Source organism: Methanococcus mangrovi, from assembly GCF_054506835.1.
The window spans coordinates 587,964-600,161 of record NZ_CP197114.1; the positions used below are offsets into that span (position 1 = coordinate 587,964).

26 protein-coding genes are annotated in these 12,198 nt (G+C 32.4%); 24 read left to right on the forward strand and 2 right to left on the reverse strand.

The features are described from left to right. Positions 1–30 precede the first annotated feature (30 nt). A complete protein-coding gene (locus ACS5L2_RS03165) occupies positions 31–1,596 on the reverse strand; it encodes a coiled-coil domain-containing protein (RefSeq protein WP_459202316.1) in 1,566 nt (521 codons plus the stop codon). A gap of 120 nt (positions 1,597–1,716) precedes the next feature. Next, positions 1,717–2,103, reverse strand: a complete 387-nt coding sequence (locus ACS5L2_RS03170) for a winged helix-turn-helix transcriptional regulator (protein WP_459202317.1) — start codon at positions 2,101–2,103, stop codon at positions 1,717–1,719. 218 nt (positions 2,104–2,321) lie between these two features. Between ACS5L2_RS03170 and ACS5L2_RS03175 the strand changes: the two genes are divergently transcribed. The 24 genes from ACS5L2_RS03175 (at position 2,322) to ACS5L2_RS03290 (ending at position 12,194) form a co-directional block, all read left to right on the forward strand. Then, positions 2,322–2,456 carry a DUF2080 family transposase-associated protein gene (locus tag ACS5L2_RS03175; RefSeq protein ID WP_459202318.1) on the forward strand — a complete coding sequence of 45 codons (135 nt, stop codon included), beginning with the start codon at positions 2,322–2,324 and terminating at the stop codon, positions 2,454–2,456. Continuing rightward, a complete protein-coding gene (locus tag ACS5L2_RS03180; RefSeq protein WP_459202319.1) occupies positions 2,457–2,729 on the forward strand; it encodes a hypothetical protein in 273 nt (90 codons plus the stop codon). After that, a complete protein-coding gene (locus ACS5L2_RS03185) occupies positions 2,722–3,156 on the forward strand; it encodes a hypothetical protein (protein ID WP_459202320.1) in 435 nt (144 codons plus the stop codon). Before ACS5L2_RS03180 ends, ACS5L2_RS03185 begins: the two co-directional genes overlap by 8 nt. Before the next feature lie 3 nt (positions 3,157–3,159). Next, a complete protein-coding gene (locus ACS5L2_RS03190; protein WP_459202321.1) occupies positions 3,160–3,576 on the forward strand; it encodes a hypothetical protein in 417 nt (138 codons plus the stop codon). Then, positions 3,569–4,924, forward strand: coding sequence for a hypothetical protein (locus ACS5L2_RS03195; protein ID WP_459202322.1), 1,356 nt, complete (start codon positions 3,569–3,571; stop codon positions 4,922–4,924). The genes ACS5L2_RS03190 and ACS5L2_RS03195 overlap by 8 nt, the downstream gene beginning before the upstream one ends. Positions 4,925–4,948: 24 nt before the next feature. After that, the gene (locus ACS5L2_RS03200) at positions 4,949–5,104 is read left to right on the forward strand and encodes a hypothetical protein (RefSeq protein WP_459202323.1); all 156 of its coding nucleotides are present in this window, start codon (positions 4,949–4,951) and stop codon (positions 5,102–5,104) included. Positions 5,105–5,112: 8 nt separating this feature from the next. Then, positions 5,113–5,316, forward strand: a complete 204-nt coding sequence (locus ACS5L2_RS03205) for a hypothetical protein (protein WP_459202324.1) — start codon at positions 5,113–5,115, stop codon at positions 5,314–5,316. Then, positions 5,309–5,545: a hypothetical protein gene (locus ACS5L2_RS03210; protein WP_459202325.1), complete on the forward strand. Its 237-nt coding sequence runs from the start codon at positions 5,309–5,311 to the stop codon at positions 5,543–5,545. The genes ACS5L2_RS03205 and ACS5L2_RS03210 overlap by 8 nt, the downstream gene beginning before the upstream one ends. 5 nt (positions 5,546–5,550) lie before the next feature. Further along, the gene (locus ACS5L2_RS03215) at positions 5,551–6,048 is read left to right on the forward strand and encodes a hypothetical protein (protein WP_459202326.1); all 498 of its coding nucleotides are present in this window, start codon (positions 5,551–5,553) and stop codon (positions 6,046–6,048) included. Positions 6,049–6,266: 218 nt separating this feature from the next. Continuing rightward, positions 6,267–6,389 carry a hypothetical protein gene (locus tag ACS5L2_RS03220; protein WP_459202327.1) on the forward strand — a complete coding sequence of 41 codons (123 nt, stop codon included), beginning with the start codon at positions 6,267–6,269 and terminating at the stop codon, positions 6,387–6,389. Between the two features lie 41 nt (positions 6,390–6,430). Further along, a complete protein-coding gene (locus ACS5L2_RS03225; RefSeq protein WP_459202328.1) occupies positions 6,431–6,571 on the forward strand; it encodes a hypothetical protein in 141 nt (46 codons plus the stop codon). 35 nt (positions 6,572–6,606) lie between these two features. Then, complete coding sequence (locus ACS5L2_RS03230; RefSeq protein WP_459202611.1) at positions 6,607–6,876, forward strand: hypothetical protein; 270 nt, start codon at positions 6,607–6,609, stop codon at positions 6,874–6,876. Then, entirely contained in the window at positions 6,877–7,263 is a 387-nt protein-coding gene (locus ACS5L2_RS03235) for a hypothetical protein (protein ID WP_459202329.1), read from the forward strand. Further along, entirely contained in the window at positions 7,264–7,461 is a 198-nt protein-coding gene (locus ACS5L2_RS03240) for a hypothetical protein (protein ID WP_459202330.1), read from the forward strand. It begins immediately after the preceding gene. A 4-nt stretch (positions 7,462–7,465) separates the two neighbouring features. Beyond that, positions 7,466–7,702 (forward strand): hypothetical protein, encoded by a 237-nt coding sequence (locus tag ACS5L2_RS03245; protein ID WP_459202331.1) that lies wholly within the window; start codon positions 7,466–7,468, stop codon positions 7,700–7,702. Between the two features lie 116 nt (positions 7,703–7,818). Beyond that, a complete protein-coding gene (locus ACS5L2_RS03250) occupies positions 7,819–8,133 on the forward strand; it encodes a hypothetical protein (RefSeq protein ID WP_459202332.1) in 315 nt (104 codons plus the stop codon). A 22-nt stretch (positions 8,134–8,155) separates the two neighbouring features. Further along, the gene (locus tag ACS5L2_RS03255) at positions 8,156–8,521 is read left to right on the forward strand and encodes a hypothetical protein (RefSeq protein WP_459202333.1); all 366 of its coding nucleotides are present in this window, start codon (positions 8,156–8,158) and stop codon (positions 8,519–8,521) included. Between the two features lie 4 nt (positions 8,522–8,525). Continuing rightward, positions 8,526–8,852, forward strand: coding sequence for a hypothetical protein (locus tag ACS5L2_RS03260; RefSeq protein WP_459202334.1), 327 nt, complete (start codon positions 8,526–8,528; stop codon positions 8,850–8,852). After that, complete coding sequence (locus tag ACS5L2_RS03265) at positions 8,849–10,300, forward strand: hypothetical protein (RefSeq protein WP_459202335.1); 1,452 nt, start codon at positions 8,849–8,851, stop codon at positions 10,298–10,300. Before ACS5L2_RS03260 ends, ACS5L2_RS03265 begins: the two co-directional genes overlap by 4 nt. Further along, a complete protein-coding gene (locus ACS5L2_RS03270) occupies positions 10,293–10,538 on the forward strand; it encodes a hypothetical protein (protein ID WP_459202336.1) in 246 nt (81 codons plus the stop codon). The genes ACS5L2_RS03265 and ACS5L2_RS03270 overlap by 8 nt, the downstream gene beginning before the upstream one ends. After that, positions 10,535–11,086 carry a hypothetical protein gene (locus ACS5L2_RS03275; protein ID WP_459202337.1) on the forward strand — a complete coding sequence of 184 codons (552 nt, stop codon included), beginning with the start codon at positions 10,535–10,537 and terminating at the stop codon, positions 11,084–11,086. Before ACS5L2_RS03270 ends, ACS5L2_RS03275 begins: the two co-directional genes overlap by 4 nt. A 117-nt stretch (positions 11,087–11,203) precedes the next feature. Then, positions 11,204–11,422: a hypothetical protein gene (locus ACS5L2_RS03280; RefSeq protein ID WP_459202338.1), complete on the forward strand. Its 219-nt coding sequence runs from the start codon at positions 11,204–11,206 to the stop codon at positions 11,420–11,422. A gap of 5 nt (positions 11,423–11,427) precedes the next feature. Next, positions 11,428–11,832 carry a hypothetical protein gene (locus tag ACS5L2_RS03285; RefSeq protein WP_459202339.1) on the forward strand — a complete coding sequence of 135 codons (405 nt, stop codon included), beginning with the start codon at positions 11,428–11,430 and terminating at the stop codon, positions 11,830–11,832. A gap of 11 nt (positions 11,833–11,843) precedes the next feature. Next, a complete protein-coding gene (locus tag ACS5L2_RS03290) occupies positions 11,844–12,194 on the forward strand; it encodes a hypothetical protein (protein WP_459202340.1) in 351 nt (116 codons plus the stop codon). Positions 12,195–12,198: the final 4 nt, after the last annotated feature.

Sequence of the window (12,198 nt, forward strand, 5' to 3'; positions counted from 1 at the left end):
ACCACCGTTAACCAGAATATCCTTTTAAACCTATATATCATTTTTGGTAATGCTCAATATTGAATTTTTAAATATTTTTTGTCTTTTGTTATTTTTGGTAATTATTTCGATATGGTCTTCATCAGGATTTTCATACAGGATATATACATTAAATAACGTTTTGTTTCCATTTTTAAAAAGTATATCTGATGTTTTCGAGGGAATTCCATAAGAAAAAATACTTAATGAATAATACCAAAATACAAGACTTAAAAGAATATAGCCCATTGAAAGCAGGTTAAAATTATTAGTTATTCCATAATAAATTGAAAAAAATGAAATGAATATAACAATATTTTGGTATAGTTGTGTAGAATTCATATATATAGTTATTAATTTATGTTCGATATATTTCTCCAATATTGATAAAAACTTTTCAAATAAACTGTCAATTTTATTATCTAATGCTTTCATCTTCTTTTCGTCACGTCCAATTTGACTTATGATACATGCCCTAACTTCTTGTGAATCAAGGTCTTCTTGTTGTGAATCAAGGTCTTCTTGTTGTGAATCAAGGTCTTCTTGTTGTGAATCAAGGTCTTCTTGTTGTGAATCAAGGTCTTCTTGTTGTGAATCAAGGTCTTCTTGTTGTGAATTAATTTCAGCCCAATTGTTGAAATAATAAATAAAATCATAAGAATGTAAATGTTTTAAATATGTATTCATAGAATTTCCATAAAATAAACTTACTGCAAATATAAGTATCAAAATCTTAACCTCGAAAAAGGCTTCTTTTGAAAAAATTAAAAACCATATCAAAGGGAGTAGTAACCATCTCAGCATGGAATGGACGATGGATATGAAATTAAAGTATAATGCACTTCCATTATCTATATTTTGACCGACATACACCTTTTTAGTTTTAAGATAACCAAATATTGATAAACATATGAATAAGAAAATTAAAAGTTTACAGAAGATATCAATATTGATTGACACCCCATTGAATTCAACTACCGTTTGAGAGATAGTTAATGAAGAATACTCGAAATTATTAAAAAATTTAATAAGCGTAGATTTAGATAAAACTTCGGTTAATATTTTTATAAATAAAATAATTAAAAAACAGGTTCCCAGCAGTACAGAATCGTAGAATTCTGTTTTATTTTCTTTTTTAATAACGATTCTATTTAAAGTACGAAATAAAGCTTTAAAAATCTGAATAAAAATATGTCCTATAATCATTAGAGGAATGCCTGCTATCAGGAAAGGTAATTTTAAGGGCATGGAATTTAAACTTAACATTCCTTGAATATAGGTTGATGCAGTTTCCTTGTGAAATTTTAATATTTTTACAAATAGTTCAAGAATTTCCTTATATTCCTTAAAAGTTAGTACTTGGGGCATCTCCCATAATACACGGTTTAATCTTAAAATAAGCAAAAAATTCTGGTCTACATAATAATTATTTAGTTTTTGCATTTTTTCTGAAGCATGAACACTTAGTTCAAATTGATCATAAAAACATATGAACATTTCTTCAAGTTTTTCAGATAATATTTTTAAGTCACTTTTTTTATTTTTTGGTTTTGTATAAAAGTTAGTATATTCGTCCATTTTCCCACACCTTTAATAAAATTTCCCTCAATCAAAAAACATAAATAATCTAAATATAGTTATTAACTAACTCTCTTAAAACTCTCAAAAATTAAAATCTAAGATTAATTGTAACCCAAATTACTTTTTTACGTGTAAATTTTGAATGTTATTCCCTATAATCTGGAAACCTTGATTATTTTTATTATCGTTATGGCTAATACTTACATTATCTGGCTTTTTTTCATCAAATTTTCCTGCCTGAATTTCATCTGAGTATTTATATAAATTTAGAGCTTCAATACCACGGACCGTGATTTTATAGAATACTCTGGACATTCTTTTGGATTCGTCTTCGATTATTCTTGTAACTAACCCAAAATCTAAAAAAGCGTTTAATGTATCGGTTAATACTCTTCCATCTATTCCTAATTCTTTTTTAATATCGCCAAAATGAAGTCCATCTTCGTTTTTTGCGAGTAATTCTAATACGGCTCTTGAATTTTTCTTAGCTAACGCACTTATCATTTAATTCAACTCAAATTATCATTAGAGATGAATTTGTAATTAAAGATATATTATCAGTTAGTGAACTTTTTATCATTAGTGAGTTACTTAGTAAATTTTATATAGTAGTATATCCATTTTTTAATTAGTGAGTAAATGCTCACTAATGAAATACTCCCCCCATCTGAACATATGAAAAATCCATATCTTTTATTTTTTAAAATAAAAAAGAGGCGATAATGACCAAAGAAAAGAAAAAACCTATCGAAAAACAGGTAAAACCTTTCGGGAACACCGGACACGTAACCTTACCAAAATACCTGATAGGAAAGAACGTCATAATCAAAATTCAAGGTGAAAACAAGGATGATTAAATGTATCCTGAAGTTAAGCGGACATACAAGCCCCGGGTTTATACCGTTAAAGGACGGCAACCCAACGAGAGTAAAAGAGTAGAAGTTTATTCAATGACTGGAGAATGCCTTGGAGTTAATGAACTTAAGGTTCATAATTTTATCGTTCAAGACTGTCAAGAAAAGTATTTTTCTCTTAAAACTGAATCGAATGGTTTGGAAATAGGGGATAATATCGAAGTAATGTACTGCTATGGAAAATATAACGTAAAAAAGGTTGATACAAATGGCTAAAATCACAGAAGACAAAGCTACATTTTACGGAAAAATTTACAAAGGAAACGTCCAGTTAACAGTTGAAAAAGGTCAGAAAAAAGAAGGAAATGATTATGTTTACGACGAAGACAAGGAAGGAAAAGTAACACTATTCCTCGACCAGGTAAAAGATTTCAAAGACAGACAGACTGGAGAAATAAAATACATTGTGGCTCTCCCAATTGCATTAATAAATGAATTAATTAATGCTAAAAATACAAACGAAGAAGGATTCGGAGACATGTTTGATAAATGTGTTGCAAACGGTAAAGTCTGGGAAATCGTAAGCATGATTAGGAAAGGAAGTTCTGAAAACACTGTAAAAGGCTATGTAAAAGATTTAGGACTTTCAGAAGAAGTTATCGAAAAAGCTTATGCTATTGTTGAGAAATCGCAGGAGGCTTAAATCATGTCTGTAATGGACTTGAATAATCTGCCAACTCCTGAAATGATAAATTTAGGCTATTCGGTTATCACGTCTTATCCTCACATTTCAGTAAAAGAGGATGCTGCAAGAGTGATACATTCTTTTGACCCAAAAAGAACCGGATATGTTCATGTTCAAAGTCATGCGAACTGTCCTTCAAGGGAACACTCGAAAGAAGTTTTTCTAACCCACATGGATTTTAAAAATGCAGTAAATATGTTTGAAACGAACACAAAATTTAGAAATTCAGTTCTTGAAGGTGCTAAAAGAAACGCAATCGATGAACTTATCAAAGTAAAATCAACTGGAGCAGGATTTTCAACAGTTCAGATGTACGGTCATGATTTGGGTCTTGATGACGAAACTATCAAGAAAGTTTTCGGTGGGGAATATGTATGAAACATTTAGCCCACTCTCAGACAAGTACGTTGAAAATGCAAAAAGAAGAATCCTGATTGACAGGGTTTACATAACTTTACAGATTCCAATTCTCTGGTCGGTTCTTGGAAACCACTTTAGAAAAGACATTTATGAAGATTTAAACCACAGATTTCCGCAATTTGTGAAAAGGATGGTCGAAAAGAGCGGAACAAATAAAACCGCAACATTTCACTTTCAGATACCTGTTGAAATGAGAAGCGGAAAACCAGTTGAGGAAGACATGGATGGAAAAGAAGTTGCATCAATTGCAATATCTATGAAAAGTCCCCACATTGCAAGGGGCTACTTTAACATGAACCGGGTTTACCTCTTGAAAAAAGGAATCGACCCTTATGAAGATTCTTTCCGTGATGATAATGTCCTTCCAATATGGGTTGAAGAAGACAGTGAAGGAACTTTACTAAAAGATTATTGCAGGATGTTCTGCGAAAGAATCGAAGAATTCAAGTTTGAATACATTCACTACCTGAAAAATGCTTTTGGAATCGATGTTTTAGAAATTGCAAGAAAACTCGGTAACAAAGATGACCTTTACAGTCTTGTAGATGTGTCTGTTCAGAGTGCTGAAATTGACATTGAGTGGTTAAATTGCGAATCTTTACAGTTCCAGTTTATTACTGACGAAAGAAAGTCGAATCACTTAAAAGTGTATGGCGATTTAACCCAAACTGAATATTATACTTCGCCAAGTGCAAGAAACCCGATACAGTGGAAAAGATACCAAAAAGGGGCAGGGATTAACCGCCACGAGTTCACGTGGAATGGGGATATTTCCAGAAAGTGGCTTGTTGGGGACCCTGAATATCTGTATCACTCAATAATACACGGAGTACATCAGTCTTATGAACATTTCGGCTATAATTTTGATAATTTAAAGCCGTTGCAGTTAAAAGGGGAAAGCGTTGTTCAAACCTGTGCAGAATGGTGGCACGTTTCCCTTGACCTTGCAAAAACTATACTTTTTGGAAAAGCTTATTCATTAACTTTTGATTTCCACACAAAAGGACTTCGAGAGCGATTAATGGCGAATAATTTGATTGAACCACTTGAAAAAGAACTTGGCGGAAAAAGGGGCGTTTACCGTTGGAATGATACGGTACAGGGAATGAGATTATTTTACCAGGGCGTTTACCGCTGTGAATGTGGTTCCTTAATGCGTTATGATCCTGTCCAATATCGGCACATCTGTGAAAAATGTGGAAAAATTGACGACTATTCGAGATTTTCTATCGGAAACGAACAGTTTGAAGTTATCGGTTTTAAATCGTTGGGAGATGTGAAAAATGCAGAGGAAAAATCGGTTTAGACGAAAATTAAGGAGTGAAGTTCAATGGAATCGAGTGAAAAAATTGAAGAATACAAAAAAATTACTGATCAACAACAAAAACTCCAGTTTGAGTTAATAAAAGAAGGAGTTCCTGTTGAGGTTTTAAATCAGATTTTTAGTGATGCATGTTTTAGAAATATGCAAATTTTATGTAAATGAGGTTGAAAATGGATTCAATCGAAGAAATTGTAAAATGGAGTGAAGAACACGGAAAAGACGTTGGCAGGAGAGCAAGAGAAGGCTGTGAAATTTCCCAAAGAATTATCCAGTTTTATGATTGGTATAGGAAGTCTGCGGATAACTGTACTTTTGTTTTGCTTGATAAAGCCGTACAAGATTATATCTCAAAATATTTGGTGAAAAATGGTTAAAAATCATTTCAAAAAGAGAAAAATCGACAGAAAAAAGTTTCCTGTAACTGACAGAGAACTTCAAAAAATTATCTACCAACTAAAAAAGCGAAATGAAATTAATCAAAATGTAATGGCTGTTGTGAATAAAGACGGTAAAATGCTTTGTATTCACGCAAATAATGAAGAAAAAACAGTAATTTACCATAATGTAATGATAATGTCCGATAGATTTAGAGTTGAGGGGTGAAAAAAATGCCTGAATTTCGAACAACTAGCGAAATCCAAGAAGAAGAGCAAGATTATTCCCTTGTCAAAGAAAAGGAAGTTCCAGAATGTAAATATTGTAATTCTTACGCAGAAGAAGGCTGTACTGGAAATCCTAACACGTGTAAAGCGGTTAAATTAATTAGAAACTATCCTGTAATACGGATTTCTGAATATATTGACTGGGAAGAAATTATTGTGGAAAAGGGGTTTGTTGAAAATATTGATTGGGAAAGTGTAGTTGAAAATTACACAAATGATAATTTTGGCTGTATTGGCGATTGTTCTATTTATGAAGCAAAACAGGATGAATTAAGTCGAATTGTTGATAATCCCGAAATAAAGAAAGAATTGAACTCAAAAATTGAAAAAATGATTGTTAAGAAGTTTGAAGGTATCGACTTTTATGTTGGTTCAATAATTAAAGAAGTGTTTGAAAATCACGGAATAGATACGAATTACAAGATTTACTCGTTTGGAGTTTGATAAAATGAGCTTTAAAATCGAAGACGAAGTAAAAGTCAACTGTGCTTGTAAACCCTGTTCTCTGTATAATCGATGCAGTAGAAAAGGTCAGATTAAAGTTATTTCGGAAAGTGTTACCACTAAAATTTATGGAGTTTACGTAAAAGTCTTAATCAAGGGCGGATATGCCCGTATTTGTTGTGATAACAAAGAAGACGAAATCGAGCTGGTGAATGATCATGAACTTAAAAGAAGCTAAAAAAATGTTTGAAGTTAATCATACAGAAGAAGCTCAATCTATGAAAATTGGAAAGAGTCATCCTGATTATTATCATGCAGCTTGTGTATGGAGAGGTTTTTAATCTGCTTTAATATTAACTGGAATGCTTGAAGGAGTGGAATTATGATTCTAAAACTATCAAAAGCGTTTAAAGACGTTCCAAAAAAAGAGAATAAAACTAATTTCGAAAAATTAGACTTTTCAGAAGAATCTGCTTTAAAACTGCGAATTTTAAGACAGAAATCTTGTGTAAATTGCTTATAATTAACGATAATTATCCTTTTAACTTTTTCAAGGTGGTGTACTTGAAATTAAAGTTTAGAAAGGGAGATTTCATCTCAAAGAATGGCTATGTCATTTATATTATAAAAATACATCAGAACGGGCTTGTCATTGGATTTTCAAATTATAGCGGATTTCCTGAACAGCTTTATGATTTTGATTTAGACGGCTATGAAAAGGTTTCAAGAGAAAAACTCTCTAAAACTGATGTTTACGAAATTAACAGAGCAATAACTAACTATAATAATCTTAAAACGACTGCAAATGCTGTGGAGTTGGTGGTTTAAATGATGAACATGGTTAGACCCTTGATTTTAAAAAATGTCTCTCGAAAGAAGTTTGATGAAACTGTTGAGCTGCTTAAAAAGAGATATAAATATAGACAAATTACTTCGCCAAAATTTATAGATTGGTTAGTTGCGTGTGAGTTAGGGCTTATAGAATATACAGGAACGGCTTCTACTGAACATATTGATTTGGTATATTACTTTATAAAAAAGAATCCTGGAGTTTCGAATTCTGAAATAAAAGAGTTTTATTCAATGGATAGAGAGTGTTTGCTTAAAAGTCGTTATGATTTCCAAGGACAACATGTTGATGACATTTTAGATTATCTTGTAAGTAAAGGCGAAATTGATGTTTCATTAGAAAATATGACTTATACGGTGGTTTAAATGGATTTGAAAGAAGCTAAAAAAATGTTTGAGGTAAATCATCCTGAAGAATTTATAATTTTAGCTATTGGGGGGAATAATCCTAATCGAGAAAATCCTCGTTGGATGGCTGCTTCATGTGTTTGGCGTGGTTTTAAATCTGCTTTGATTTTGACGGGTCAATTAACTGGAATAAATACTGATTGCCAAAAAAGGTGATTAAATGGATAAAACAAGTGTTGCAAGTGAACTCGATGGATTAATCGAAACGGTTGATGGAATTAATAAACAAAGACATCCTACGGATAAAATAATTTTTAAATTTAATTATAACGGATATTCATACTCTGCTTATGATAAAGTGGAAGGAAAAGAGCCTAATTTATTAATAGCTACCGATAGTTTAGCAGTTTTCAAAGCTTATGTGTGTGGTTTGGAATACGCATACAATGAAATGTAGCTCCAGGACTGTAATATTTTATTGATTGCACATGAACTCGAATTAATAGACCTTAACAAAGATTTTGAAGGTTTTACATGGGTAGGTAATGATTATTGCAAAAAAGGGTGAAAAAAGTGAATAATTTTAAATCAGATATTGTTTGTTATTTGATTTTTTTATTATTCATTTATTGGTTTAAATTGCTACCATTTGAAGCTGTAACCGTTATGACTCTTTCGGGAGTTTATTTCTATCGAAAATATGGGTTACCTGTCCTTATAGTGTATTGCTGTACTTTTGATATGTTTTATATTATCATTAGGGAGCTATTAACTGTTGGATTTACTGGGGATATAATTCACGTGTTTGTATTGGGCAGTGTTGGTTGCATAATGCTGTTCTTTGTTAGCGGAGTTATGGAAATAGTGATAAAAGATAAAATTGTTTAGGATGGTGAAAACAATGGAAATAATGACAGTAAAGGGCAATTTCTTAAAAAATAAATATGCGTTCCTTGTTCTTTGGTTAGCTTTTGAAATCGTAGCAATCAGGTTTGCATCTATGAATACTGCACTCATGGCAGAATATTGGAGCGATATTATTACTGCAGTTATCGGTTCAGGATTCCTCGCTTTTATGGCTGTTTGGGGGTACTCGCAGTATAAATATATGAAATTTTGTAGAGAAAATAACCTTTTTGCAGATACTTTTAAAATTACCTTTTCAGATGGCTCCATTCATGAAATAGATGGTGGAGATAAAGATTTACTAATCGATACAATTGTTCTCAATATCAAAAATGGTTTAAAAGTCGAGAATGTCGAGGTCATCGAGTGAAATAATGATGGCAATAAAAAATAACACATTTCACATTTTTGAACACTCAAACCTTCGAAATGTGGGGGATAAAAAGATAAGCCGAGCTAAAAGAAGGGCTGAAATTTTTATTGAGAGTGAAAGTTTTGAAAAATACCTCTCAGGTCTTGAAGATGAAGTTTCGTTTACGCTTGGAATTTACACTCAAAAGGTAAACGTGATTTCATTAAAGGTTAAAAAAACTAAAAAAGGAAAATTAAAGTACTGGTTAATTTCCGAGTGCATAAATGAAGCTGATTATATAATTTACGAGTCTGAATGGCAAAAATACGAAAAAGGAGATAATAAATGAAAAAGTTTATCTTTTTACTGCTACTTTTTTTAATTCCTCTTGCAAATGCTGAGGAAAACCAAATGCAGGATATTGCTTACGATTATTTCGGTTCAATTACTGCAAATTCTCTTGATTCAAATGTAAATACGTTTGATGATTGCATAATCCAGTCTACTTTTTACAATAAAACTGATATGACTTTAAAAATTGAAATTACGAATAATAGGGAGATTCCTGTAAAAGCTAAATTTCTTGATATTTACTCTGAAACTTTGAAAAATGTCGAGATACTTCCTGGAACTAATATTTACACTTATGAGAATGTAAAAACCAAAGACTCAAAAATATTTGTTGCATACTGGAACGATAACGATATTGCAGTTATTAAGAAAAGTACAATCAATTTAGAGCTCTCCGATACTCCTTACATAGCAACTCAAAAAGATATAGACTTTCACGCGTGGAAAAAGATAGTTTTAGCCTTGATTTTATTTTATCTTGGAGTACATATTACTAAAACTACACTGACCAAGAAAATGCTTCAATTAAATTTACAGGAAGCCGTACCTGTAATTTTAGTAAATATACTCGTATTTTACTTCCTTTTATTTACTGCAAAGTACGGACTTTTTAGTTTTACATGGAAAGCGATTATTCAAGGAAGATATGACGTATTTATCCCGATTCCGCATTTATTGTGGAATTTTAAATATTTTTTCTCGTACTTTAACTACCTATACATAGTTCCAATACTTCTCGGATATTTCGCAGGATTCAGGCTGCACGATGCCCCAGTTTTAAGGCTATTTAACTGGAACTTTGATTTGGTAAAGAATCAGCTTATTAGGATACTGAAAAATGATGATAGCGAAAATTCCTATCGTGTAAAATGGATTGACGGAAAATATTACAATCTGTCTCTTCCAAAATCCGTTGGAAGGTCTTTTGATTATGCGGAACACTCCTGCACTAAAATCGAAGATGAAGGACCAATTTATCACATAATTGATTATGAAATAAAGAAATTTGATGAAAAAGAGTATAATGAATCCACTTTCTGGAACAGGATTTTATCATACTTTGAGAAAAAACAGGATAGAATAAAAGAATATTTTGGGCGTATCAGTGGAAATATCATTATAAAACCTTCAATGTTACTTACTGTTGATGATTTAAGGTTGCTACACTTACAGGGCAATTTAACAGACATGAAAGAGTGGGTTTACACGCTTTTAATCATGGTTTCAAAATTGCAGGACGGTAGAGCAAAAGATGTTGCAATGATGACCAAGTATGCAGGCGATATGCACAGGTTCTTTTCAGAAAATCCTGCAAGAAGTGAGTACGCATTTAGACTGGTAGAAAAAATGGGGCTTTTGGGATTGGAAGAATTTGAAGAACTCGAAGAATTAAAGAAAAAAGCAGAGGAAGAAGTAAAAGAAAAGGACGGTGATTTAGGTGAATAAAGATTATTCAGAGGTTTCTCCTTTAATTCCTGTACGGTCAATGTCAAAACTTGATAATCTTTTAAATTCCCTCTGCCCTGATGAAGAGAAAGACACGTTTGTGCAGCTTCGAGCAGAAAAAACCGTGATGAGGGACCCTACAAAAATAGGATTTATATTGCAGGCCATGAAAGACAATGAAAAATGGGTTAGGTTTGTAAAAACTAAGGAAATTAAGCGTTTGAGTGAAAAAGAATGATTGATAGTTATTTTATAAGAATACCTGAGCTTTTAAATTTATTTAAATCTAAACATGACCATTTCTCTTTTGCCCTATTTGGTGCAAGGGGTTCGTTTAAAACTACCCATTTGTACGGACTTTATGAGGAAATGCTTGACAACAAAATTGATGTTGTCTTCGGATACGAAATTGAAGATATCTGTATTTGTGATTGTTTAATTCTCGATGATTTTGCATCTAAATTTTATAAAAGGGAATTTTCAACAACTGAAAATAAAGAATTTGCGAAATTATTGCAGGAGATTAGAACCAATATTCCAATGGTAATTACGTCTTGTCCCCACTATAATTTGCTTGATAAAGATTTTAGAGACTTTTTTAATCCTGCACAAATTTTAAAACCAGGATATATTCAACTTGATGGAAGAATATTACTTGCGGATCCCCCAAGTGAAGACCTTGAATCTAAAATGAGAGCTCTTGAAAATTCAGGCAGAAAACACAGGTTCTTAGAAGGGCTTGAAAGAATTAAAGAAGCAAGAACCAAGAAAAAAGCTAAAAAATAATTTATTAACTTATTTCGTTATTTCGCTATTTTGATATTTCGTTATTTCGTTATTTACGGCCATTTATAACCTCTTTTTTTGATATAATATTACTATGAAGTTAGAGGTGGTTTTTTTGTGGGTAGTGTAAACGTAACAACTATTCTAACCTTCCTTGGGGCGTTACTGCTTCCTTCCCAGTATATTCAAATGAAAGTTTCTGAAATGGTTGCATTTTCGCCTTTTTCATGGGAGATTACAAGCTGTATTATCGGTATTGTGCTGCTTACAGTTGCCTGTTATACTCCAAAATACCGGAAAAAAACAAATTATAACAATTCGAGTTATCGGAGGTGAATTCGGTGGTAAAAGTTTCTGATTTCGTGTTCCTTTTGGGCTGTGCTTTATCTTTGGGAGATGCAGGAATTGACGTTGTAAGTATTATCCCAGTTATCGGGCCAATTATAAATTCTATTGCAAGTGTTGTCGGTTGGATATCTATTACAATATGCTGTGTTGTTCTGCTCCTTCTCGGACAGTCCGGATTAAATGGTCGTAAATTTATCGGGGTTGTACTTGTTTTACTTTCCCTTTCACAGCCAGCCTGTGATATGCTACTTGCATTTTTACCAGGAACTAACATTATTGGAATGGCCCCTAAAGCGTTTTTATACACTGCAATTAACTTATCGGCGTTAATTATGTGTTACGATGGATTTGGCGGTCCAAATTTCTCGTATGGACGTAAATATTACAAAAGATATTGAGGTTTTGAAAAATGAACGTTGGAAAGAATGGATCAATTGGGCCAATAGAGTTTCTTGCTGCCGTTGCAGGTTCAGTCTGTGCAGCAGAACTTTTTGGTTTAACCAGTTTGGTATTTGGAAGCTCCTTCTATGCAGGAGTTGGATCAACTGTCATGATGTTTGCAGTCATGATTTCGCAGAAAAGAATTGGAAGATTTAAAGTATTTGGTACCGAGATTTTCGGGATTATTTATTCAGCAATCATGTTTTTGCTGCTCGGATACCTCTACACTGCCCCGGAAATTATTACATCATACGAATTAAGGATAGTACTCTGGTTAGTTACGGTCTGCACTTACTTTATCGTAGCTAAAAGGGATTAGGTGG